Origin of the sequence: Acinetobacter sp. ACZLY 512 (genome assembly GCF_023614015.1) — a bacterium.
GTDB lineage: Bacteria > Pseudomonadota > Gammaproteobacteria > Pseudomonadales > Moraxellaceae > Acinetobacter > Acinetobacter soli.
In genome coordinates, this window is the sequence record NZ_JAKIVI010000002.1 from 328,154 (window position 1) to 350,748 (window position 22,595).

At 45.6% G+C, this 22,595-nt stretch carries 17 protein-coding genes and 1 riboswitch; of the genes, 2 read left to right on the forward strand and 15 right to left on the reverse strand.

From position 1 onward, the window contains the following. Window positions 1-72 precede the first annotated feature (72 nt). From guaB to L2096_RS03990, 6 genes are all read right to left on the reverse strand, one after another. Complete coding sequence (guaB, locus tag L2096_RS03965; RefSeq protein ID WP_004933934.1) at window positions 73-1,539, reverse strand: IMP dehydrogenase; 1,467 nt, start codon at window positions 1,537-1,539, stop codon at window positions 73-75. A 129-nt stretch (window positions 1,540-1,668) separates the two neighbouring features. Continuing rightward, on the reverse strand, window positions 1,669-2,685 hold the full coding sequence (locus L2096_RS03970; RefSeq protein WP_004944810.1) for an AI-2E family transporter: 1,017 nt from the start codon (window positions 2,683-2,685) through the stop codon (window positions 1,669-1,671). 203 nt (window positions 2,686-2,888) lie between these two features. Continuing rightward, on the reverse strand, window positions 2,889-3,464 hold the full coding sequence (locus tag L2096_RS03975; protein WP_004933930.1) for a TMEM165/GDT1 family protein: 576 nt from the start codon (window positions 3,462-3,464) through the stop codon (window positions 2,889-2,891). Between the two features lie 48 nt (window positions 3,465-3,512). Further along, window positions 3,513-3,665, reverse strand: a riboswitch (yybP-ykoY riboswitch). A 112-nt stretch (window positions 3,666-3,777) separates the two neighbouring features. Then, entirely contained in the window at window positions 3,778-5,763 is a 1,986-nt protein-coding gene (locus L2096_RS03980) for a 2-oxo acid dehydrogenase subunit E2 (RefSeq protein WP_250364916.1), read from the reverse strand. A gap of 3 nt (window positions 5,764-5,766) precedes the next feature. Then, window positions 5,767-8,481 carry a pyruvate dehydrogenase (acetyl-transferring), homodimeric type gene (aceE, locus tag L2096_RS03985; protein ID WP_004933924.1) on the reverse strand — a complete coding sequence of 905 codons (2,715 nt, stop codon included), beginning with the start codon at window positions 8,479-8,481 and terminating at the stop codon, window positions 5,767-5,769. A gap of 314 nt (window positions 8,482-8,795) precedes the next feature. Further along, window positions 8,796-9,491 carry a M23 family metallopeptidase gene (locus L2096_RS03990; RefSeq protein ID WP_004933921.1) on the reverse strand — a complete coding sequence of 232 codons (696 nt, stop codon included), beginning with the start codon at window positions 9,489-9,491 and terminating at the stop codon, window positions 8,796-8,798. A 110-nt stretch (window positions 9,492-9,601) separates the two neighbouring features. Here L2096_RS03990 and L2096_RS03995 point away from each other — a divergent pair, with 110 nt between their 5' ends. Further along, window positions 9,602-10,042 (forward strand): hypothetical protein, encoded by a 441-nt coding sequence (locus L2096_RS03995; protein WP_004933917.1) that lies wholly within the window; start codon window positions 9,602-9,604, stop codon window positions 10,040-10,042. A 97-nt stretch (window positions 10,043-10,139) separates the two neighbouring features. On the opposite strand, the gene lpxC is transcribed toward L2096_RS03995, so the two are convergent. The 9 genes from lpxC to ribA form a co-directional block, all read right to left on the reverse strand. Beyond that, window positions 10,140-11,042, reverse strand: coding sequence for a UDP-3-O-acyl-N-acetylglucosamine deacetylase (gene lpxC / locus L2096_RS04000; RefSeq protein WP_076033187.1), 903 nt, complete (start codon window positions 11,040-11,042; stop codon window positions 10,140-10,142). Between the two features lie 111 nt (window positions 11,043-11,153). Continuing rightward, window positions 11,154-12,323, reverse strand: coding sequence for a cell division protein FtsZ (ftsZ, locus tag L2096_RS04005; RefSeq protein ID WP_004933913.1), 1,170 nt, complete (start codon window positions 12,321-12,323; stop codon window positions 11,154-11,156). Between the two features lie 165 nt (window positions 12,324-12,488). Then, window positions 12,489-13,751, reverse strand: a complete 1,263-nt coding sequence (gene ftsA, locus L2096_RS04010) for a cell division protein FtsA (RefSeq protein ID WP_004933909.1) — start codon at window positions 13,749-13,751, stop codon at window positions 12,489-12,491. Between the two features lie 63 nt (window positions 13,752-13,814). Beyond that, entirely contained in the window at window positions 13,815-14,669 is an 855-nt protein-coding gene (locus L2096_RS04015; protein ID WP_004944803.1) for a cell division protein FtsQ/DivIB, read from the reverse strand. Between the two features lie 2 nt (window positions 14,670-14,671). After that, window positions 14,672-15,601 carry a D-alanine--D-alanine ligase gene (locus L2096_RS04020; RefSeq protein ID WP_004944800.1) on the reverse strand — a complete coding sequence of 310 codons (930 nt, stop codon included), beginning with the start codon at window positions 15,599-15,601 and terminating at the stop codon, window positions 14,672-14,674. 45 nt (window positions 15,602-15,646) lie between these two features. After that, window positions 15,647-17,101 (reverse strand): UDP-N-acetylmuramate--L-alanine ligase, encoded by a 1,455-nt coding sequence (murC, locus tag L2096_RS04025; protein WP_004933901.1) that lies wholly within the window; start codon window positions 17,099-17,101, stop codon window positions 15,647-15,649. Window positions 17,102-17,114: 13 nt separating this feature from the next. Continuing rightward, a complete protein-coding gene (gene murG, locus L2096_RS04030) occupies window positions 17,115-18,212 on the reverse strand; it encodes an undecaprenyldiphospho-muramoylpentapeptide beta-N-acetylglucosaminyltransferase (RefSeq protein ID WP_250364917.1) in 1,098 nt (365 codons plus the stop codon). Between the two features lie 241 nt (window positions 18,213-18,453). After that, the gene (gene gshB, locus L2096_RS04035; protein WP_004944798.1) at window positions 18,454-19,398 is read right to left on the reverse strand and encodes a glutathione synthase; all 945 of its coding nucleotides are present in this window, start codon (window positions 19,396-19,398) and stop codon (window positions 18,454-18,456) included. Window positions 19,399-19,569: 171 nt separating this feature from the next. Then, on the reverse strand, window positions 19,570-20,172 hold the full coding sequence (gene ribA, locus L2096_RS04040) for a GTP cyclohydrolase II (RefSeq protein WP_004933891.1): 603 nt from the start codon (window positions 20,170-20,172) through the stop codon (window positions 19,570-19,572). A gap of 574 nt (window positions 20,173-20,746) precedes the next feature. Between ribA and L2096_RS04045 the strand changes: the two genes are divergently transcribed. Next, complete coding sequence (locus L2096_RS04045) at window positions 20,747-22,444, forward strand: DUF4394 domain-containing protein (protein ID WP_250364918.1); 1,698 nt, start codon at window positions 20,747-20,749, stop codon at window positions 22,442-22,444. Window positions 22,445-22,595 lie beyond the last annotated feature (151 nt).

Consider the following 22,595-nt stretch of genomic DNA (forward strand, 5'->3'; position numbering starts at 1 on the left):
TTTACTTTACACCAAATCAAAAACGCCGTCAGTGGACTGACGGCGTTTTTCACTGAGGTCCGTAAGTGGTAATTAACCAATACGGTAGTTCGGTGCTTCCTTCGTAATCGTCACATCGTGAACGTGTGACTCTTGCATACCTGCTGCTGTGATTTTCACAAACTGGGTATTTTGGTGCATCGCTTCGATGTCGGCAGAGCCTGTATAACCCATAGATGAACGTAGGCCGCCCATCATCTGATGTACAATCGCGCTCATTGGCCCCTTGTAAGGCACACGACCTTCAATCCCTTCCGGCACCAACTTTTCCACACCCGCTTTCGCGTCTTGGAAATAACGGTCTGATGAACCACTCACACCCGACATCGCACCCAATGAACCCATACCACGATACGCTTTGTAATAGCGACCTTGGAACAATTCAACTTCACCTGGCGCCTCTTCGGTACCTGCCATCAAAGATCCGACCATAATGGTGCTTGCACCAGCCGCAATCGCTTTCGCCATATCACCAGAGAAGCGAATACCGCCGTCTGCGATCAATGGAATTTCACCTTTGAGGGCACGTGCCACGTTGTCAATCGCAGAAATTTGAGGTACACCAATACCTGCAACAATACGCGTGGTACAGATCGAACCTGGACCAATACCAACTTTGACCGCATCTGCACCCGCATCAAGCAATGCCAAGGCTGCATCTGCAGTTGCGATATTGCCGCCAATCACTTGTACTTGCGGATAGTTCTGCTTCACCCAACGTACACGCTCAATCACACCGGCTGAGTGACCGTGTGCGGTATCGACCACAATCACATCTGCACCAGCATCGACCAGTGCTTCAACACGTGCAGGGGTTTCGGCACCTGTGCCGACTGCTGCGCCAACACGTAAACGACCTAAATCATCTTTACAGCTGTTTGGATAAAGCTCGGCTTTACGAAAATCGGTCACGGTGATCAGACCTTTTAAGGCATGATGATCATCGACAACCAAGACTTTTTCGATACGATGCTTTTGAAGTAACGCTTGAATACTTTCTTTTGACGCACCTTCTTTCACCGTCACTAAACGGTCTTGAGGGGTCATAATATTGCTAACAGGTTGCTCAAGATTGGTTTCAAAACGTGTATCTCGACCGGTCACAATACCCACAACCTTGCCGTCCTGTACCACAGGCACACCACTAATGTTATTGGCTTGCGTAATGGCAATCAATTCACGTACGGTGGTTTGAGGGGTTACAGTAATCGGGTCTTTGACCATACCGGCTTCGAATTTTTTGACACGACGAACTTCAGCTGCTTGAGCTGCAATGTCCATGTTTTTGTGCAAAATACCGATACCACCGTTTTGCGCCATTGCAATGGCCATACGTGATTCAGTCACGGTATCCATTGCAGCCGAAACGAGTGGAATATTTAGTTGAATGCCGCGAGTCAAACGTGTCTTTAAGGAGACATCTTTTGGGAGAACTGTAGAATAGGCAGGGAGTAATAAGACATCATCGAAGGTTAACGCTTCTTGAACGATGGTCAGCATAACAATCTCACTGGTAATTTCCGTGAGCTATTATAAACAAATTTGCGCTTAAATTTCATTTTTTCTTGCGCTAATTTTTAAATTCTAACACTTGTTATATCAATCAGCGCCCAGAAGGCGCTGAAATAATTAAATTAATTCCGCTTTTTTCATTTCACTTTTGAAGTATGCATAGTAAATCGGTGCAGCCACCAAGCCAATCAGCCCAAAAACGGCCTGAAATACCAGCATCGCAATTAATAGCTCCCACGCCTTGGCATTAATTCGCTGACCAATAATATCGGCATTTAAGAAGTATTCCAGTTTATGAATTAGAACCAGATACAACAGGGCAATGGCCGCCGTGGTAAAAGACACGCTCATGGCGGATAAAACAATCAAGGTATTGGACATCAAGTTACCAATCACGGGCAACAGGCCAAATACAAAGGTTAAAATCACCAAGGTTTTTCCAAAGGGCAAATGCATTCCCATCAGCGGTAAGGCAATGAAAATAAACAGTCCCGATAAAATCGTATTGATCAGGGAGATTTTGACCTGCGCAAAGACGATATTCTTGAAGGCACGGTATAACGTATCTAAGCGCTGCAGAAAAACGCGCCGAAACATTGGCATGTCTTTTTCGTCTTGATTCGGATGTAGTGAAATCAAGGCACCTAAGATCATGCCGACAATCATGGTGACAAAACCATGCAATACATCGGTTCCGGCATGTTGCAACGTGATCAGGTGCTCTTTGGATAAGCGCAGCAAAGTATCTTTCATCTCATCGATACTTTCAGGTACAAATCCAGGAAAATACCCGCCCACTTCACTTTGAAATTTTTTGAGCAAGGCATCCAGATTGGCATTGACCTCAGCCAGCCCACCGCCGCGTAGATCATGCACCACATAGGCACTTAAACTCACCATGAGCAGTACCAACAGACTGATAATCACCACACTAAATAATGCCACCACCGTTACACGGCCATACTTTCGATTGGAAAAGCGCTCGACATAGGGGCTTAAACTGGTGACCAACGCGTAAACCAGTAAACCCGACAAAAGCCCGGGCAACAGATGTAGCGGTAAAATCATGAGTAAACTGATGGTCATGATCAGATAACTGGCAATTACACACTGACGCTCATTTAGTAATGGCATACATGAATCCTTTTTCCTGCGTTCACTACAGATTTCTGATGCTTGAAGAATTTTTTTATATGAGGCTTGAGTAAGTTTCGCTGCTCACTCATGATTTATTTTAGCGCAAAATAAACATGATCCGATTTTTTCTGATGCGACTTTTTGAAAAAAACGCGCATGAGATTGCGCGTTTTTAGGTCGACTTGATTTTTTATAGCAATTTAAAAGAAGTAATGCTGTACCAGTGTAGAGACACCCACCACCAAGAAAATTGCCGCGCCAATCTTGTGAATGAGCGAAATAGGTAAACGATCGGCCATTTTGTTGCCAATAAATACCGCTGGTGCATTGGCAATCATCATGCCGACAGTGGTCCCGAGCATTACCCAAAACACACTGTCAAAACGTGCTGCCAGTGCAACGGTCGCGATCTGGGTTTTATCGCCAATTTCTGCCAAGAAAAATAAAATAAAGGTGGCGCCAAATACCCCAAAGCGTTGCCATTTATTGATGCTATCGGTTTCGTCATCGAGCTTGTCTGGCACCAGCATCCACAGTGCCATTGCAATAAAGCCAATGGCCAATACCCACACCATAACGGTAGGATTTAAGACGGTCGTCAGCCATTGTCCTAATACCGCAGATAAACCATGGTTGATGGTGGTCGCCAATAAAATCGCGATTAAGATAGGAACAGGTTTGCGGAACCGGGCTGCGAGTAAAAGCGCAAGGAGCTGGGTTTTGTCGCCCATTTCAGCAAGGGCAACAACAGAAGTCGAAATCAGGAATTCTTGCATATCTGTTCTCTGGCTAGCATAACGTACCGATGACTTACCGCCCCTGCTAGCCAAATGTGCAGAACGATAAATCAAAGGTCTTGCCAACTCGGAAACACACGTATGCGTTTAAGCTATGATGACCATGTTCTGTGGAACAATTATGTTGATCATCACCTATTTACATTGCGTAAATAGAGGCTACTCCCCAATGAAGTGAATCGATTATACCTGTTTGATCGCCTAGTTTCAATTTGCTTTGATCTGAAACACATATTCAACCACTTTAAATCAAAAAACCCTGCCGAAGCAGGGTTTTTAAATAAACGATGATTTAGATCAGTAAGCTGCGGATATCTTGCAACAATTTGGTCAGCTTGTTGGTAAAACGCGCTGCATCGGCACCATTAATCACACGGTGGTCATACGACAATGACAACGGTAACATCAAGCGAGGCTCAAAATCTTTGCCATTCCATACTGGCTGCATCGCAGCAGGTGAAATACCTAAAATCGCCACTTGTGGCCAGTTCACTAACGGTGTAAAGGCTGTTCCGCCAATCGCGCCCAAGCTTGAAATGGTGAAATTGGCACCTTGCAAGTCTTTTGGCGATAATTTCTTATCACGTGCCTTTTGACCAATTACACCTAGCTCAACCGCGATCTGCTTAATCGATTTCTGATCTGGGTTACGTAGTACCGGTACAGTCAAACCGTCTGGCGTTGCAACAGCAATCCCCATATGGATTTCGTTGCGAAGCAGTACTGATTTACCATCGTCAGACAAATGACCAGCAAACTCACGCTCTTCTTTCAGCAGATGTGCCACAGCCTTGATGATAAACGCCATGATGGTCAGGCTGATGCCTTCTTTCTTGAAGTTACCCTTCAAGTCATTGCGCCATGCTTCAAGCTCAGTAATATCCGCATGATCAAACTGAGTCACTTGCGGAATAAAGTTGTTGAGCGACAATTGCGGAATCGAAACTTGCTGTAAACGCGTCAGTGCTTTTTCTTCAACGCCACCAAATGCGCTGAAATCTGGCAATGACGGCAAGCCCGATGCCACTGCAGCCGCTGCTGCTTTTGGCGCAGCAACTGGTGCAGTTAAGCGCTGCTTCACGTATGCATAAATGTCTTCTTTAATCAGACGACCATGCTCACCAGAATTTTTGACCTGTGCCAACACCACACCCAATTCACGGGCGAGTTTACGTACAGCTGGACCAGCATAGACTTTGGCATTTTCAGCTTCTTGCTCTTTGGTCAATTTGCTGTCTTGGCTTGCCTGTGGCGCTGCATGATCGGCTTTGGCAGCAGGCGCAGGCGCTGCTTTTGGTGCCGCTGGTGCAGGTGCTGCTTCAGCTTTTGCTGGTGCCGCTTTCGGTGCACTTGGCGCTGCGCCTTCGGCTTCAACTGTAATCAGCAGTACGCCTTCTTGAACATCTTGTCCGGCTTGAACATGCACGGCTTTAACCACGCCTGAAACCGAACTTGGAACTTCAACTGTTGCCTTGTCCGATTCAACCACCACGATACTTTCGTCTTTGGTGATTTTGTCGCCCACTTTGACCAAAATCTCAGCCACTGCAGCCTTGTCCACACCTAAATCTGGAACATTGACCTCAACATCACCCGCAGGTGCGTTTGATTCAGTAGCAGGTTGTGCCGTTTCTGCCGCAGATTCTTTGGCAGGTGCAGCAGCGCTTGATGCAGCAGGTGCTTGTTCAGGCGCAGCAGATGCGCCGCCCGCTGTTTTAAGCTTAAGCAGCACAACACCTTCTTGAACCGTGTCGCCTTCTTTGATCGCAATAGACACCACAGTACCTGTTGCTGTACTTGGCACTTCAACCGACGCTTTGTCCGATTCAAGCAAAACTAGACTGTCATTTTCGGCAATCTCGTCGCCAACTTTCACCAAAATCTCGGCAACTGTTGCTTTTTCTACACCAATATCAGGAACCTGAACCTCAATTTCCTGAGTTGCACCGCCAGCAGCAGGCTGTGCAGCTGGTGCTTCTTGTGCAGGTGCTGCTTCTTGTACAACTGGTTTTTCTTCTGGTGCTGGCGCAGCGGCAGGTTCTGCCGTTGCACCCTCACTTTCAAGCTCAACCAAGTCTGTACCTTCAGTGACTTCATCACCAAGGCTAACCAAAATACGTTTGACCACACCAGCTGCTGTACTTGGTACTTCAACCGATGCTTTGTCCGATTCGAGCAAGATCAGGCTGTCGTTTTCAGAAATCGTGTCACCAACCTTTACCAAGATTTCAGCAACCGTTGCTTTATCTACGCCAATATCAGGTGTTTTCACTTGCATGTCTTAGTTCCCCTCACCTGAGTGTTCTTCATACGCTGCCACAGGATGAACCTCTGGATGCGTCTGTGGTGCCCATGCAACTGGACGGTCTGTTTCGAGTTCGAAGCTTGAAATCGCATCTTTCACCAGACGGTTTTCTACTTCACCTTCATCAGCCAGTTTTTTCAGTGTTGCCACCACAATGTGAGCTGCATCGACACCGAAGTAGCTACGTAGGTTGGCACGCGTATCTGAACGGCCATAACCATCGGTACCCAAAGTCACGTATGGACGGTTGTCTGGGAGGTAGGCACGAATCTGTTCGCTATAAGCACGCATATGATCCGTTGCCGATACCACGATACCGTCTGTACCACGAAGCTGCTGAGATACCCAAGATTCTTTGGTTTCTTCGGTTAGCGGATGCAAGCGGTTGTATTCATCACAGGCCATACCGTCGCGCGCCAACTCGTTGAAGCTGGTAACACTCCAGATATTTGAGTGAATTTGATATTCTTCACGCAAGATTTTCGCCGCTTTGATGACTTCACGTAAGATCACGCCAGAACCAAGTAACTGAACAGTGGCTTTTTCATCTTTTTCAAACAGGTACATACCACGTTTGATGCCTTCTTCAGCGCCTTTTGGCATTTCTGGATGCTCGTAGTTTTCGTTCATGAGCGTTAGGTAATAGAATACACGCTCTTGATTGACATACATACGCTTCAAGCCATCATGTACGACCACTGCAAGCTCATAACCGAAACATGGATCATAAGAGATACAGTTTGGAATCGTTCCTGCAAGGATATGCGAGTGACCATCTTGGTGCTGTAAGCCTTCACCGTTTAGCGTCGTACGGCCAGCGGTCGCGCCCAACAAGAAACCTTGTGCCTGTGCATCGCCTGCTGCCCATGCAATATCACCGATACGCTGGAAACCAAACATTGAGTAATACATGTACATCGGAATCATTGGCAAGTTATTGGTTGAATAACTGGTTGCCAACGCGGCCCATGCACTCATCGCACCCGCCTCGTTGATGCCTTCTTGCAACATGTGACCGTCTTTTGCTTCACGGTAGTTCATGAGCTGTTCATTGTCTTCTGGGGTATATTTCTGACCATGGGCAGCATAAATACCCAACTGGCGGAACATCCCTTCAAGACCGAAGGTACGTGCTTCATCTGGCACGATTGGCACTACGCGATCTTTAATCGCTTTTTCTTTTAACAACGACGCGATCAAACGCACCATCACCATGGTGGTCGATTGTTCTTTACCGTTGCTACCGCTCAATACACTGTCAAATACTGAAATTTCAGGAATCGCCAAAGATTCGCTTTCTTTACGACGTGCAGGCAGATAACCACCTAAAGCCTCACGACGCGCTTTCATATATTTGAGTTCTGGCGAGTTTTCTGCAGGACGATAGAACGGCAAATCTTCTAATTGCTCATCGTTAAATGGCAAGTTGAAACGATTACGTACATATTTGAGTGAGTCAACATGCATTTTCTTGATTTGGTGCGTTTTGTTGACCGCTTCAATTTCGTCAGACAAACCGTAACCTTTCACAGTTTTTGCCAGAATAACGGTTGGCTGACCAGTGCTCTTCATTGCCTCAGCATAAGCTGCGTATACTTTGTACGGATCGTGACCACCACGATTCAGATTGTCGATATCTTCATCGCTTAAGTTTTTCACCAGCTCTTCAGCTTCTGGATATTTACCAAAGAAGTGCGCACGGGTGTAAGCACCACCTTTTACTTGGTAGCGTTGGTAGTCACCATCAACTGCTTCATCCATAATTGCTTTAAGCGCACCTGAGGTGTCTTTGGCCAAAAGTGGATCCCAATGACGGCCCCAAACCACTTTGATCACGCGCCATCCGGCACCGCGGAACAACGATTCAAGCTCTTGAATAATTTTACCGTTACCACGTACAGGACCATCAAGACGCTGCAAGTTACAGTTGACTACCCAGATCAGGTTGTCGAGTTTCTCACGACCTGCCAGTGAAATTGCACCAGTACTTTCTGGCTCATCCATCTCGCCATCGCCGAGATATGCCCAGACTTTACGGTCTTCTTCTTTGATCAGACGACGGTTCATCAAGTACTTTTGAATATGTGCTTGATAAATCGACATGATTGGACCCAAGCCCATCGATACGGTTGGGAACTGCCAGTAATCTGGCATTAAGTAAGGATGTGGATAGCTTGATAGACCATTGCCATTTACTTCACGGCGGAAATTATTGAGTTGGTCTTCTGTCAAACGGCCTTCAAGAAAAGAACGCGCATAAATACCAGGTGCACAGTGACCTTGATAGTAGATCATGTCGCCGCCAAAGCTGTCGCTGTTGGCACGGAAGAAGTGGTTAAATCCAACGTCGTAAAGCGTTGCTGAAGATGCAAAGCTGGCCAAGTGACCACCTAAGTCGTCGCCTGTTTTGTTGGCACGTAGTACCATGGCCAACGCGTTCCAACGGATCAATGCACGAATACGGCGTTCCATGTCTTGATCGCCCGGCATTGCAGGCTGTTCATCCACAGAAATTGTATTGAGATAAGGTGTATTCAAGCGTTGAATGGGAACATGCTTCGCAATCGCGCGTTGATAAAGCTTTTCCAATAAAAAAGCTGCACGTTCAGTTCCCATGTGCTGTAAAACCGAATCAAATGCATCTTGCCATTCTTGGGTTTCTTGTGCGTCGGAATCACCATAAAACGCCATAGTTCACCTTTTCCTTAGTCTTTTGTCTAGGGTGTATTTTTATCATATTTACCGCCATGCAAGTTATCCCCGCAGGTGAATACAGATAGGCACTATTATTTAGATAATAAATACTGATTGACTTTTTATAACCCAAAATAACAAAAAAACGCCAATTAAAGCTGTTTTTTTATACACGAGTATTTGAAATTTGATGTTAGAGTCAAATTTGACTCAAAAATAAACAAACCGCGACTTTTGCGCGGTTTGTTTATTGTTAAGAATTTATGTAAAGCAAGATTCAATAAAACAGGAGTCAGATGGATATAAAGAACTTATGGCAACATGGCAAGATAAGAACCTGGATTCTTGCGCTGACCGTCTTTCACCACTTCAAAGTGTAAATGTGGTCCCGTGCAGCGCCCTGTACAGCCAACATTGGCAATGTGCTCACCCGCACCTACACGGTCACCGACCTGTACCATCACGCGTGAAGCATGTGCATAGCGTGTGAGGTAACCGTTGCCGTGATTAATCTCGACATATTGACCATAACCTGTACCCCAACCCGCCTTGGTCACAATACCTGGGCCAGAAGCATAGATCGGTGTACCACTTGGCGCAGAGAGATCAATTCCTTCATGTGCGCGTGTGGTGCCGAGTAAAGTTCGTGTACCAAATTCCGAAGAGACACGCACCATGTCTGGCAATGGATGCGTTACTAACCATGAGTAAGGGCTGTTATTTGAGGCGGCGCTATAACGCGAAGAAGAGGATTTACCGTACTTTTTTTCGATGCTTTGATTGTTCAGTTCAGTTGTTTTTTCTCGTAAGGTGACTGAAACCTGTGTCTTACCGGGAATATCCAAATCGTCTGGATGCGTGTAAGAACCTTGACTGAGTGTACGGGAAAGCTGTTCGAGTCGGTCGGATGATGTATCTGTCTGGTCAATCGTTTGGTAATCAGCGAAAGCAACTGATGCGGCAGAAGCTGCCAGAGAAAAAGCAAGTAAAATTCGACGCGTATGCATAAAAAACCTCGTGAAACTGTTCTTACTAAAAGTTCCTTGCGTGATCTCTTCCTTGATATCCATTGAATGACGCGTATAAGATGAGACATTGCCTGCAGTGAGTCACGACTATGTCTGAACCTAAAAACGTGTTTCAACAAACAAGAAAACACATAAAAACAGGAAACTTAACGTTTCTTACAACGCAAGTTGCACAGTGGCAAAAACTTACGAAATTAATTCAACCCTTATTGCCGCAACCTGAAAAATGGCAAGTAGTCTGTTATCAATATGGTGTCTTGACCCTCACCGGCGAAAATCAGGCCATGATTAGTCAGCTCGGTTATCTTCAAACACAATACATTACGAAATTAGCTCAACTAGAAGGCTTACACGAACTGCAACGACTCCAAGTGCGTTTACGACCAAAATCGCAACTTCCCCCAACATCATCACCGTCAGTTACCTCTCTCCCACCAGAAACCCAAGATATGTTACAAGGTGCTGCTGGTTTGGTGAGCGACCCTAAGCTTAGCCAAGCTTTACTACGTTTGGCAAGCAATAAAAAATAATCTCGAGCGTTAGGTCTGGCTCGCGGTGCGTTAAATCTGTGATGCAGTTATCTCTTTAAAGAATTACACTATAACATAACAACTGCGAGACAATGACTTAGCCAATGTTTACGTAAGAAATTGGGCAATCCTGTGCGTCATCAAATGTTACAATTTTATAATTGGCTAGATCGCTTTGTACGTTGCGAAGTAACTGGTTATTTAAAGCATGGCCAGATTTGTAGCCATCGAACTTGGCAATAATCTGATGACCCATCAAATACAAGTCCCCTACGGCGTCTAATATCTTATGGCGTACAAACTCATCCGAAAAACGCAAGCCTTCTTCATTCACAACACCGGTATCATCTACACCAATGGCATTTTCAAGGCTGGCGCCCAGTGCAAGATTATTGGCTTTTAAGTAATCCAAATCTTTCATGAAGCCAAATGTACGTGCTTCACTCACCTCGTATACAAACGTTTCGGTCGAAAAATCAATCGTGGCTGACTGGTATTCTTTGGCAAAGGCTGGATGATCAAAATCAATGGTAAAATTAAGTTGAAAGCCATCGTGCGGAGTAAAAATGGCTTTTTTATCGTTGATCAGTGCTTCAACAGGTTTTAAGATTTTTATAAACTTTTTTGGGGCATCCTGTTCACACAGTTCACCTTGCATCAATAAATAGATAAACGGCCCTGCACTACCATCCATAATCGGAACTTCCGAGGCAGACACTTCAATAATCAGGTTATCTATTCCCAATCCTGCAATTGCACTCATGACATGCTCAATGGTGCCCACTTTGACATTATCAATGACCAGATTGGAACACATGAATGCTTCTTGAATGAGCAAAGCATCGGCGTGAATGTCGACTGGTGGATCTAAATCAATCCGGCGAAATACAATGCCACCGTCAATTGCATGAGGCAAAAAATTGATCATGACCTTCTGACCACTATGAAGACCAATGCCACTCGCCTTAACCACGCGTTTGAGGGTACGTTGTTTCAACATGCTACGCTTACTTTATCTCTAAAAACCGATATAAGTTAGCATATTTAGCTATTGATAAAAAATAAAAAAGGTAGTGAATCTCACTACCTTTTAGTTAACTCAATAACGTTATTATTTACGTTGTTGATTTTTAAGATAATCCTGAATACTCATCGGTGAAGAGCGTGGTGAAGAGCTTGGTGCAGCTGCCGCTTCAACACCCTGACGCTTGTTAATCGCTGGTACGTCATCGTCATCAGTTGTATGTGCACTTGGTACATTCACATGATGTTGAACATGACGTTTACGCGGTTCTGCTTCAGAGGCATTACGCGTTAACCCTGTTGCAATCACAGTCACACGTAATTCATCGCGTGCTTCAGGGTCAAATACCGTACCGTAGAAAATCTCGCCTTCATCAAGATCGACAATCTGGTTAACCACGTCGGTAATAATCTCGGTTTCACGCAAGGTAATATCATCACCACCGGTAATGTTGATCAATACACCCTTGGCATTAATGATATTGACATTATCGAGCAGCGGACTGCGAATGGCTTGCTCAGCTGCCTGACGCGCACGATCTTCACCACGGCCTAAACCAGCACCCATCATGGCGTAGCCACGGGTACTCATGGCAGTTTTCAAATCGGCGAAGTCAAGGTTAATGTGACCACGGTTGACTACTAAATCAAAGATACTACGTACCGCATTAAGCAAGACATCATCTGCTTTTTTGTACGCATCACGCATTGAGATGTCGCCATAGACACTGAGCAAACGCTGATTTGGAATAATAATCAATGAATCAACATGTGCCTCAAGTGCTTCTATACCTTTTTCGGCAGCACGCAAACGACGGCGGCCTTCAAAGTTAAATGGCGTTGTTACTACACCAACGGTTAAGATGCCCATCTCTTGTGCGATTTCAGCCACAACTGGCGCAGCACCAGTTCCGGTTCCACCGCCCATACCGGCAGTCACAAACACCATATCGGTGCCTTCTAAATGCTGGCGGATAATTTCGCGGCTTTCTTCTGCTGCAATCTGACCCACTTCCGGGTTTGCACCTGCACCCAAACCACGTGTGCTTTGCTCACCAAGCTGCATCTTAAAAGGTGCATTCATGCTATCTAAAGCTTGCTTGTCTGTATTGGCGCAAACAAATTTCACACCTTTGATGTCGGATTGCACCATGTGCTGTACGGCATTTCCGCCACCACCACCTACACCAAACACAGTGAAACGGGCTTGACCGTTGCTATCGCTTAGTTCATCTTCTATAAATTCAAATGAGGCCATGACCTGTAGAGTTCCCTAATTCATATTGGCAGTCACTTCAGCCCGTATACTGCCTTGATCTTTAATAAAACTTCATTTTTAGGATGCTGCTCAAGAGTGACCTTGTCAAGTACGACAATTTTCTATTACAACTTCCCAACAATATTGTCCAAAAATACATACACCTTAAAAGATGGCTTTTAACTTGGTATTTAAGGTATTCCAACCATTTGCAACCCGATTCCACAATGAACGCTGGGCGACCTCTTCAGAATCTTCAACGGTATCTTGCAGTTCACTTTGGCTAAACATCAGTAAGCCCGCAGCTGTGGCATACATCGAGCGACGCATAGCCGCCTGATGCTGTTCATCAGCATACACCTGTAATGGCGGATTACCTAAATGTGCCGAAACACCCAGTATACGGCGTGCCAGACTCACCATACCTTCAATCTGACAAGCATCACCTGTTAAAACCACACCATGATACAGACCATGAATGGCACCACTACGCTCAAGTTCATCACGAACCTGACCTAAAATCTCTTCATAGCGTGCAATGATGATTTCTGCTAGCTCAATACGACTAATGGTTTGTGGCCCATCAATCGCCTGTACCTGAATCATCTGATCGGGTTTGATCGCACTCAAATCCACGCAACCATGCAGAATTTTAATACGTTCTGCTTCTTCCGTGGTGGTTTGCAGTACTGCTGCAATGTCACGAGTTACATTTTCCCCACCGCGCTGCAAAGTACGTGCCAGTGCTAAACGTCCGTCTAAATATACCGCAAGATTAGAAATACCTGCACCCATATCGAGCAAACACACACCATATTCTTTTTCGTCTTTGAGCAGGCTGGCTTCGGCAGTCGCCAAACACGACACCACCATCTTTTCAACACCAATGTTGGCGCCTTTCATGGCCCGATCCAGATTCTGCATGATACTGATCGGCATCATCATCAGCTGATAATGACCGGTCATGCTATGCGCCGACATATTGATCGGATTTTGTACCCACTCTGATTCGTCGTCGAGCTCAAAACCTAACGGCACCGCACTGGCCAAATAATAATCTGGCGTGACATGACTGGCTTTGGCCAGCTCTAAGGCACGTACCACTTCATTGGTGGTGATGGTGTGGTCGGCTTTGGCAATCGGCGTTCGGCCAGAGGCATAAAAACTTTGTAATTCTGTTGTTGGAATTGACACCCATGCCGTGTGCACACGACATTCCGCCATATTCTCTGCTTCAGCCACTGCATTTTTAATTGCCGAAATGACCTTATCGAGACTGACGATTTTTCCTTTATTCATGCCACGGTTGCGTGCAGTCGCCATCCCGATGACTTGAATGTTATCCGGTGCGTGAACTTTACCAATTAAAACTGAAACTTTATGCGTCCCAATGTCAATCGCAACAATCGAGGGAACAGCTTCACTCATTACTCACTACCATTCGTTCGTTGTATAATATGGCAAAATGCCTGTTATTTTTAAAGCCAAACATTATGGCTTTGCTGTTATTCCAGATGCAACATTTGTGTCATCACTCGTTACAACAAACTGACCATTTAGTATCTTAGGCGGTGCGCCTGTTTTCCATTGTAGTGATAATCCATTTCTATAGCGTAAATCAATGGCTGAGATTTTGGACCACACTGGTTTCAGGTCAGTTTGAGCCAGATGGCTTAAACGTTGCAGTTTACTCATGGTTTGATCTTGATCCACAATAATACGCAGACCAGAATCAAATTGCATAAACCACGTCATACGCTCGGTGAGATAAAGCTCGGTTAAACGTAAATTGACGGGCTGGAATAATTGATTAATTTCGTTATAGCGACGCATCATGGCCTTCGACTGGGTGATTGGCCCATGTAGCATCGGTAAATTTGGATGATTTTTGAGTTCGGCTTCTGCATACACATCGCCGCTGTCACTGAGCAATCGGCCCGTGCCCCAGCGTGCAATTGGATGTCGCGGCATAATCCGTACACGAATACTATTGGGCCAAGCACGTGATACCACTACGCGATCTACCCAAGAAATCTCTAGTGCTTTGTCGCGGATCTGCTCTAGATCCGAGGTAAAGTAATTTTCTTTGATGATGGGTCGTATATGCTGCTCAAGCTGTGATTGCTCGATACCAGAGCGTGTGCCGACAATGTCTAAATCGGCAATTTTTGCATCGGTAATCACTTTATACAAACCAAACACGCCAGCAGCCAGCACCACAAATGCAATACACAGCAAGATCCAGCCACCAATATTGGCAAGCTTTTGCTTGCGCGTGGGTGGCTTTTCATGAATGGATGTAATCGCCGCTCGTTTACGACGCATGGATGCTGGAAGCTGAGCCATATTTAGTGTGTCGAACCTGTAAGAGTTTGCGCTAAAATTTCAACGCACAGTGCATCAAAATCGATTCCAACGGCCTGCGCAGCCTTTGGTACAAGCGAATGGCTGGTCATTCCCGGTACAGTATTGATTTCGAGCAACCAGAAGTTTCCATGCTCATCCTGCATCGCATCGACACGCCCCCAACCACTGGCTCCAACGGCATGAAAGGCACGCAAAGTGAGTGCTTGTAGTTTCTTTTCATCGGCATCGGACAATCCCGACGGAATACCGTATTGCACATCGTTACGCTGATACTTGGCATCGTAATCGTAAAACGCCACGTCTTGAGGTGGCTGCAAACGAATGACGGGCAAAGCTTGACCATTTAGCACCACAATCGTGTACTCGCGCCCCGTGATCCATTGTTCAGCCATTACCACGGCATCATGGGCGGTTGCTTTTTCAATGGCGGTTGCAAAGTCTGCCATTTTTTCGACTTTACTCATGCCAATACTTGAGCCTTCATGTACTGGCTTGATGATCACAGGCAGGTTAAGAGACGCCACAATTTCGTTCAAATCTGAATCTTTATTGATAATCCGGTAAGGTGCAGTCGGTAAGTCACTGCCCTGCCAAATTTGCTTGGTCTTAATTTTATCCATGCCAATGGCGGAGCCTTGTACACCTGTTCCGGTATAAGGAATATCTAACCATTCCAGTACACCTTGAATCTGGCCGTCTTCCCCGCCCCGACCATGCAATACGATAAACGCGCGATCGTAACCCACCAGTTCGGTGACGCTACGTTCTTTAGGATCAAATGCTTCTGCTTGAACACCCGAACGTAACAATGCATCGAGTACGGCCTGACCACTATCTAAAGAAACTTCTCGCTCAGCTGATTTCCCACCAAACAACACGGCAACTTTGCCGAACTTTGACGCATTTGACACGTTTTTATCCTTAAATTTTTCGCACACTGAATCTGACCAAAACCATTACACTGATTTTAAATACAAATGCTGCTGGGCAAGATCGACTGAAATTGCTCCCACGTTACCCGCACCTTGCGTCAATAACAAGTCATTTGCTTGTAACACTTTTTGTATGATGTTGGGCAAATTGCCTTCAACCGGATCGACCAAAATAGGCTCTACATCACCACGTAGGCGGATACTTCGTGCCAAGGCGCGGCTGTCGGCACCAACAATCGGCTTTTCACCCGCAGGGTAAACTTCGAGCAACAGCAGTTGGTCCACCTGTGACAGCACTTCTACAAAATCATCGAAACAGTCACGGGTACGGCTGTAACGATGCGGTTGAAACATCATGACCAGACGACGATCTGGATGGCTTTGACGGGCCGCTTTAATGGTGGCTTCGACTTCTTTTGGATGGTGGCCATAATCATCGACCAGTTTGACATCTCCATCACCAAGTGCATATTCACCTTGCACCTGAAAACGGCGTCCAACACCACTAAAACCTTCTAGCGCACGACCAATCGCTGCATCGGAAACCCCTTCATCGGTGGCCACACCAATCGCTGCAAGTGCATTTAAAATGTTGTGCAGCCCTGGCTGATTAACCGTCAGACGCAATGGTTCGCGATCTTTTCGCAATACGGTAAAATGCGACTGCATGCCTTCTTGCACCACGTCTACAGCACGAATATCGTTGTCTTCATTAAAGCCATAGGTCAAGGTTGGGCGGCCAAAACGTGGCATGATTTCACGCACATTCTGATCATCGCCACACACCACAGCCAAACCGTAAAACGGTAAACGATGAATAAACTCGACAAAGGTATCTTTTAATTTGTCGAAGCTTCCACCGTAGGTATCCATATGGTCCGCATCGACATTGGTAATAATGGCGGCCATTGGTTGCAAATATAAAAATGAGGCGTCGGATTCATCAGCTTCGGCCACAATAAAGCGACTTGCACCGAGCGCAGCATTCACTCCGGTACGATTGAGCAAACCGCCAATCACATAAGTTGGATCCAGATTTTCTTCGGCCAACATGGTGGTCAGCAAGCTGGTGGTTGTGGTTTTACCATGCGTGCCTGCAACTGCAATCCCATGACGGTAGCGCATCAGCTCACCCAGCATTTCTGCACGGCGCACCACAGGAATACGCTGCTCCATCGCTGCTTTAATTTCAGGGTTTTCCTGATCGATGGCTGTCGATACCACCAGTACATCTACAGCTTTCAGGTTTTCGGCACTGTGTCCGATATAAACTTTTACGCCTTTTTCTTCAAGCTGTGCCGTGGTTTTAGAGGCTTTGATATCCGAGCCAGATATTTTATACCCTTGGTTTTTTAAAACTTCTGCAATGCCGCACATCCCAGCACCACCGATTCCCACAAAATAAATGTGTTTAATACGGCGCATCTCAGGAACTTTAATGAGTTTTTTGGCTTGATCGGCTGGGGTTGTTGGTGACATAGGGCACTCTAACTTACAAAGTTTCAATAAGGTCTACCACGTGTTGGGTAGCATTGGGTTGCGCATGTTGGCGGGCTTTCACGGCCATTTCAGAGAGTAACTGACGATTCATGAGCGGGCGCAACAATGCATCGAGCGTTTCTGGCGTCATGCTAGATTGTTGGCAAATTTTGGCAGCACCGACATCAGCTAAAAACTTGGCATTGGCAGTTTGGTGATCATCCACTGCGATGGGTAATGGTATAAAAACTGCCGCCACACCGGCTGTTGCCACTTCAGTGACGGTTAGCGCACCAGCACGGCAAATAATCAGATCGGCATCGCTATAAGCCTGTGCCATATCTTCGATAAACGGCATCACTTGTACATGTACATGAGAGGGTGCATTGGCATAGCGTGCACGGGTGTCATCAAGCTGTTTTTGCCCACATTGATGAAAAATATTGAGCGGCAATCGGAGCTTTAACAGCGCCTCTGGCAAACGTTCATTGAGTGCCTGTGCTCCCAACGATCCGCCTACAATTAAAATATTTAGTGGTTGGCCAGCTGCTTCACGGCTGTCATAGCGCCACTTCGGACTAAGAATGGCTGAAATTTCCTGACGCACCGGATTACCTGTGGTTACGACTTTGCTATGTGCAGGAAACGTATTGGGGAAAGCTTCACAGACTTTTGCAGCAACACGTGCGAGCTGCGTATTGGTAAAGCCTGCAACCGCATTTTGCTCATGAATCAGCACCGGTATCCCTAAAATACGCGCGGCAAGCCCGCCAGGCCCTGCCACATAACCACCGAAGCCCGCGACTGCATCGATTTTAAGCTGCTTCATATAACGCATGGCACTGTACGTGGCTTTCATGATTTTAAATGGTGCCATGAGTTTACGCACCGCACCATTGCCACGCACACCTTGAATATCAATCTGATAAATCGGAATATCCTGGTCTTTGAGCAGTCGATTTTCCATCCCTGTAGGTGTTGCCAGCCATGCCACTTGGCACCCTTGTTGCTGCAATTGTTTTGCAACCGCCAATGCGGGAAAGACATGACCGCCTGTACCGGCAGCCATCATCATGACATGTTTGGATTTACGTTGTGATGCTTCAGTCACGGTATACTTCTTTAGCTCAAAAACAAGGGAAATAACAGGTATTTATTTAGCGGATTATTCTAATCCTAAAGCACACGCAACGAAAAGCTTATTTCACGTGTTTGCAACATAAAGCATAGTGTTTTTTGGTTGTTCTACAGCAAAAAATATATTAACTGCATAAAAATCAAAATAATCATTTTTAGAATTATCTAATGCCCTTGTAGACACTGGCCGACAAGGACATAGCGTGATTTATTTTTTACTGTGGACGATCTGCTTCTAGCACATCAAACAACATATCGGCAATTGAAGTACCAAACTGCGCATCGATCTCGCGGATACAGGTTGGACTGGTCACATTAATTTCCGTGACGTAATTTCCAATAACATCGAGCCCGACAAAGACCAAGCCTTTTTCACGTAAAAATGGCCCCACTTTGGCTGCAATTTTTTTGTCATTTTCTGTGAGTGGACGTGCTTCACCTAAACCACCAGCAGCCAAATTCCCTCGCACTTCTCCATTTTGCGGAATGCGTGCTAAACAGTACGGCACTGGCTCACCATTGATCATCAATATTCGTTTATCGCCATCTACAATTTCAGGGATATAGCGTTGCGCCATGATCGGACGCGTTCCCATTTCTGTGAGCATTTCCAAAGTTGAGCCAATATTCTGCCCGCCTTGATGCAGGCGGAAAATTCCCATCCCGCCCATCCCGTCGAGCGGTTTAACAATCACATCACTATGCGCTTGAATGAACTCGCGGATTAAGCTCTGCTGCGATGTTACCAGTGTCGGCACTTGTAGCTCTGGAAACTGCGTGGCAAAGAGTTTTTCGTTACAGTCACGCAGGGACTGCGGTTTATTGATGATCCACACCCCTTCACGCTCCGCCTGCTCCAAAATGTAGGTGGTATAGACAAAGTTCATGTCAAACGGCGGATCTTTACGCATCAAGATCACATCGTAGTCGGCTAGCGACTGTTTTTGCTTCTCGCCCAGTTCGTAATAGTGCTGGTAATCTTCAAATACGGTGAGAGGTGCAATCAGACCACAGGCCTTACCTTGATCGATATATAAGTCGTGCTGTAATGCATATCCTAATTGATGACCTCGTCGGCTCGCTGCCCACAGCATGGCCATAGTCGAATCTTTTTTAAGATTCACCGTTTCAATCGGATCCATTACGACAAGTACACGCATAATCTGACGCTCATCTGTTGAGTTGTGGCAAAAGTATAGCGAATTTTTTATCTCACGCCGAACAGCAGCATAAAACAACACAGACCACAAAAAAAGGCAAAGATCCGAAATCTTTGCCTTTTCAACTACAGCGCAGGAAAACTGTGACTTTCAATGTTGATGAAAGGCCGATTAAAAATCGCTTTCTTCATACATGTGAGACATGCGTTTTTGTTTGGTATTCAAATAATCTTGATTGAAGATATTCAGTCCGACTGTTAATCGCACACGATCAACCACATTGATTCCTAAATCTTGTAGTGCTTTTATTTTTAAAGGATTATTGGTAATTAATTTCACTTCTTCTACCTTGAGATGACCCAGCATAATCGAGCACATATCATAGCGACGCGCATCGGCAGGAAGGTTGAGCAATAAATTCGCATCAACTGTATCATGCCCCTGATCTTGCAATGCATAGGCGCGAATTTTATTGGTTAAGCCAATGCCACGCCCTTCCTGACGCAAATACAGAATCACACCTTGCCCTGCATCATGAATCATCTTCATCGTGGCATGCAATTGAGGACCACAATCACACTTGAGTGAGCCGAAAGCATCCCCCGTTAAACACTCTGAGTGAATGCGCACCAACACGGGTTGTCCAGAGAGATCCGCACCGCCTTTACTCAGCGCCACATGCTCTTCGCCCGTTTTGGGATCTTGAAACACATGAATGTCGAAATCACCATAAGCGGTCGGTAATTTTGATTTTGCAACGAATTCTATAGCCATGAGTTTATCCGCTTGTAAAAAACCAATGAGATCAAACCCGGATACATCATCATGAATGACAAGATCAGGCGCTTTAAATAGCTTCTATGAAGCGACAAATCTAAATCCGAATTTAATAAGAAAAAGGCCCACTGGATTCAAAAGGTTAGTGAGTTTTTGCCGCAATATATGCAATAAAAAAGTGCTACAGCCACTGGTACATCATCATTTTCGATTTTAGGGTAACGACAGTACAGTGAATTTTTTGTGAACGTATCCAAGCGTTCGATGATAGTGATTTGTTTAGTCAGATCGGTATCAGCGTGTAGAAAATCTTACACTGTTTACTTTTTACCCATAAACCATGTGAATTTGACGTGAAGACTTACACTTAAATGACCAATTTACATCGATCAAAAATAATTCTTTTATTTACAAAATTTGATCACAACTCTAACTTAAGAATAGTAAATCGTTCACGATTTATACAGGACACAATTAGAACACAGCGGAATAACAAATGCGACTGGGGAAGTTGATCACTCATTCCTTGTACCTTGTTTAACCACTCCAAACAGTGCTGGAAATAAAACTCATGAAAAAAAGTATATTGGCATTGGCACTTGCATCGGCAAGCTGCCTTTTGATTACAGGATGCAACTCAGACTCCGATAGCGATGATAACGTATCATCAAGTGCTACAGGAGATACCATCATATTAACTGCAGATGGCTCCATTGCCTCTGTAAACCGCGACACGCCAGATCAGATTGTATCATCGAAAAAAATCTCCATGCTTCAAGCCAACGATCAGCTTGTGGGGATCGATTATCGTCCGAAAGACGAAAAGCTTTATGCCGTTGGCTTACAAGGTAATTTGTATACCGTCGATCCGAGTACTGGTGCAGCGACTTTCTTAAGAAAGTTAACAGCTGATCCGACAGATACCACTGACGGTAATGCGCCTTTTACTAAAATTAATGGCGATGCAGAACTGATTACGGTCAATTTTAATCCCGTGGCCGATCGTTTACGTGTCATCACCAATACAGGGCAAAATCTGCGCATCAACGTCGACACTGGTGCGACGATTACAGATCTCGATATCAACCCGACCACCAGCAGTCCAGTCATTGTTGCCGCTGCCTATACCAATGCATTTGCAGGCACCGCGACCACACGCTTATTTAGTATCGACCAGACCACCGACAGTATTTATTTACAAAACGCCAATGCGGGTACGCTAGGAACTTCTGCACGACTTGCAGAAGGACTGGATTTCCAAGGTGGCAGCGGTTTTGATATCGATCCAGTGAGTAACGTTGGCTATGCGGCCTTAAAAGCGGCAGGAAGCTATAAACTGTATCAAATTAATGTCGGGAATGTGGGCACCAGTAACCCTGCCGTATTTAATAGTGCGGCGCTGGCCAGCAGCTTCAATACTTCAGGCATTCGCGGACTGGCACTCAAACGTGCCAAAGATACCACCGCAACAGGTATTGGCTTAAATGCCAACAATAAGCTGGTGGTGTTCTCGTTGAGCACACCAAATAGTGTCCAAGAGCGTTCAATTAGTGGCGTACAGGTCGATGAGAAATTTATTGGTATCGATTACCGACTACGCACCACCACCGATAAGTCTGGCGTATTGTACGGTCTGACCAACAAAGCCAATCTCTATACCATCAATACCGATACAGGCGTCGCCACTTTGGTAACCCCTCTTAAGCCTGCTACGGGTAGTAGTTACGCCGGCTTACAAGGAACCTCTTTTGCAGTGGACTTTAACCCTGCGGCGGATCGCTTACGTGTGATCAGTAACAGTGGACAAAGCCTGCGTATTAATGTCGATACGGGCGAAACCATTAAAGATGGTGACATTAATGGCATTGCGGGTGCAATTGTCACGGCAGCGGCGTATACCAACAGCTTCAAAACTGCAATCAGTGGCGTAGCAACCGAACTGTTTGATCTTGATCAAACCAATCAAACGCTGGTCAAACAAGACCCGCCAAACAACGGTACGATTAATCGAATTGGTGGGCTAGGAATTAGCTTGGGCACCGACAACGGCTTTGATATTGCAGGTGGTGATAACGGTCTGGCACTGGCAACAGTGGCAGGAAGCACTGGGCCTTCTGTGCTTTATCGAGTTGATATCAATACCACAACCACCAGCGATACCCGCGCACGCGCAGCAGTCAGCGTTGATGGTACGCCAAATGTGGCAGCATCGACTATTGGTACGTCAAGCACAGCGCCATTGATTGATCTGGCAATTTTGTTGAAGTAAAAAATACGCATCGGCAGATTTGCTTTGAATGAGTGAATCTGCCCCCTAAGCGTAGAGTTATTTCTTAATTCTTTCCTCAACCGCACGACGATCTATAAGTCCTTATCTAGACTGACATTAAAAAACATTATTCAGCATGAAAAGGAATCAC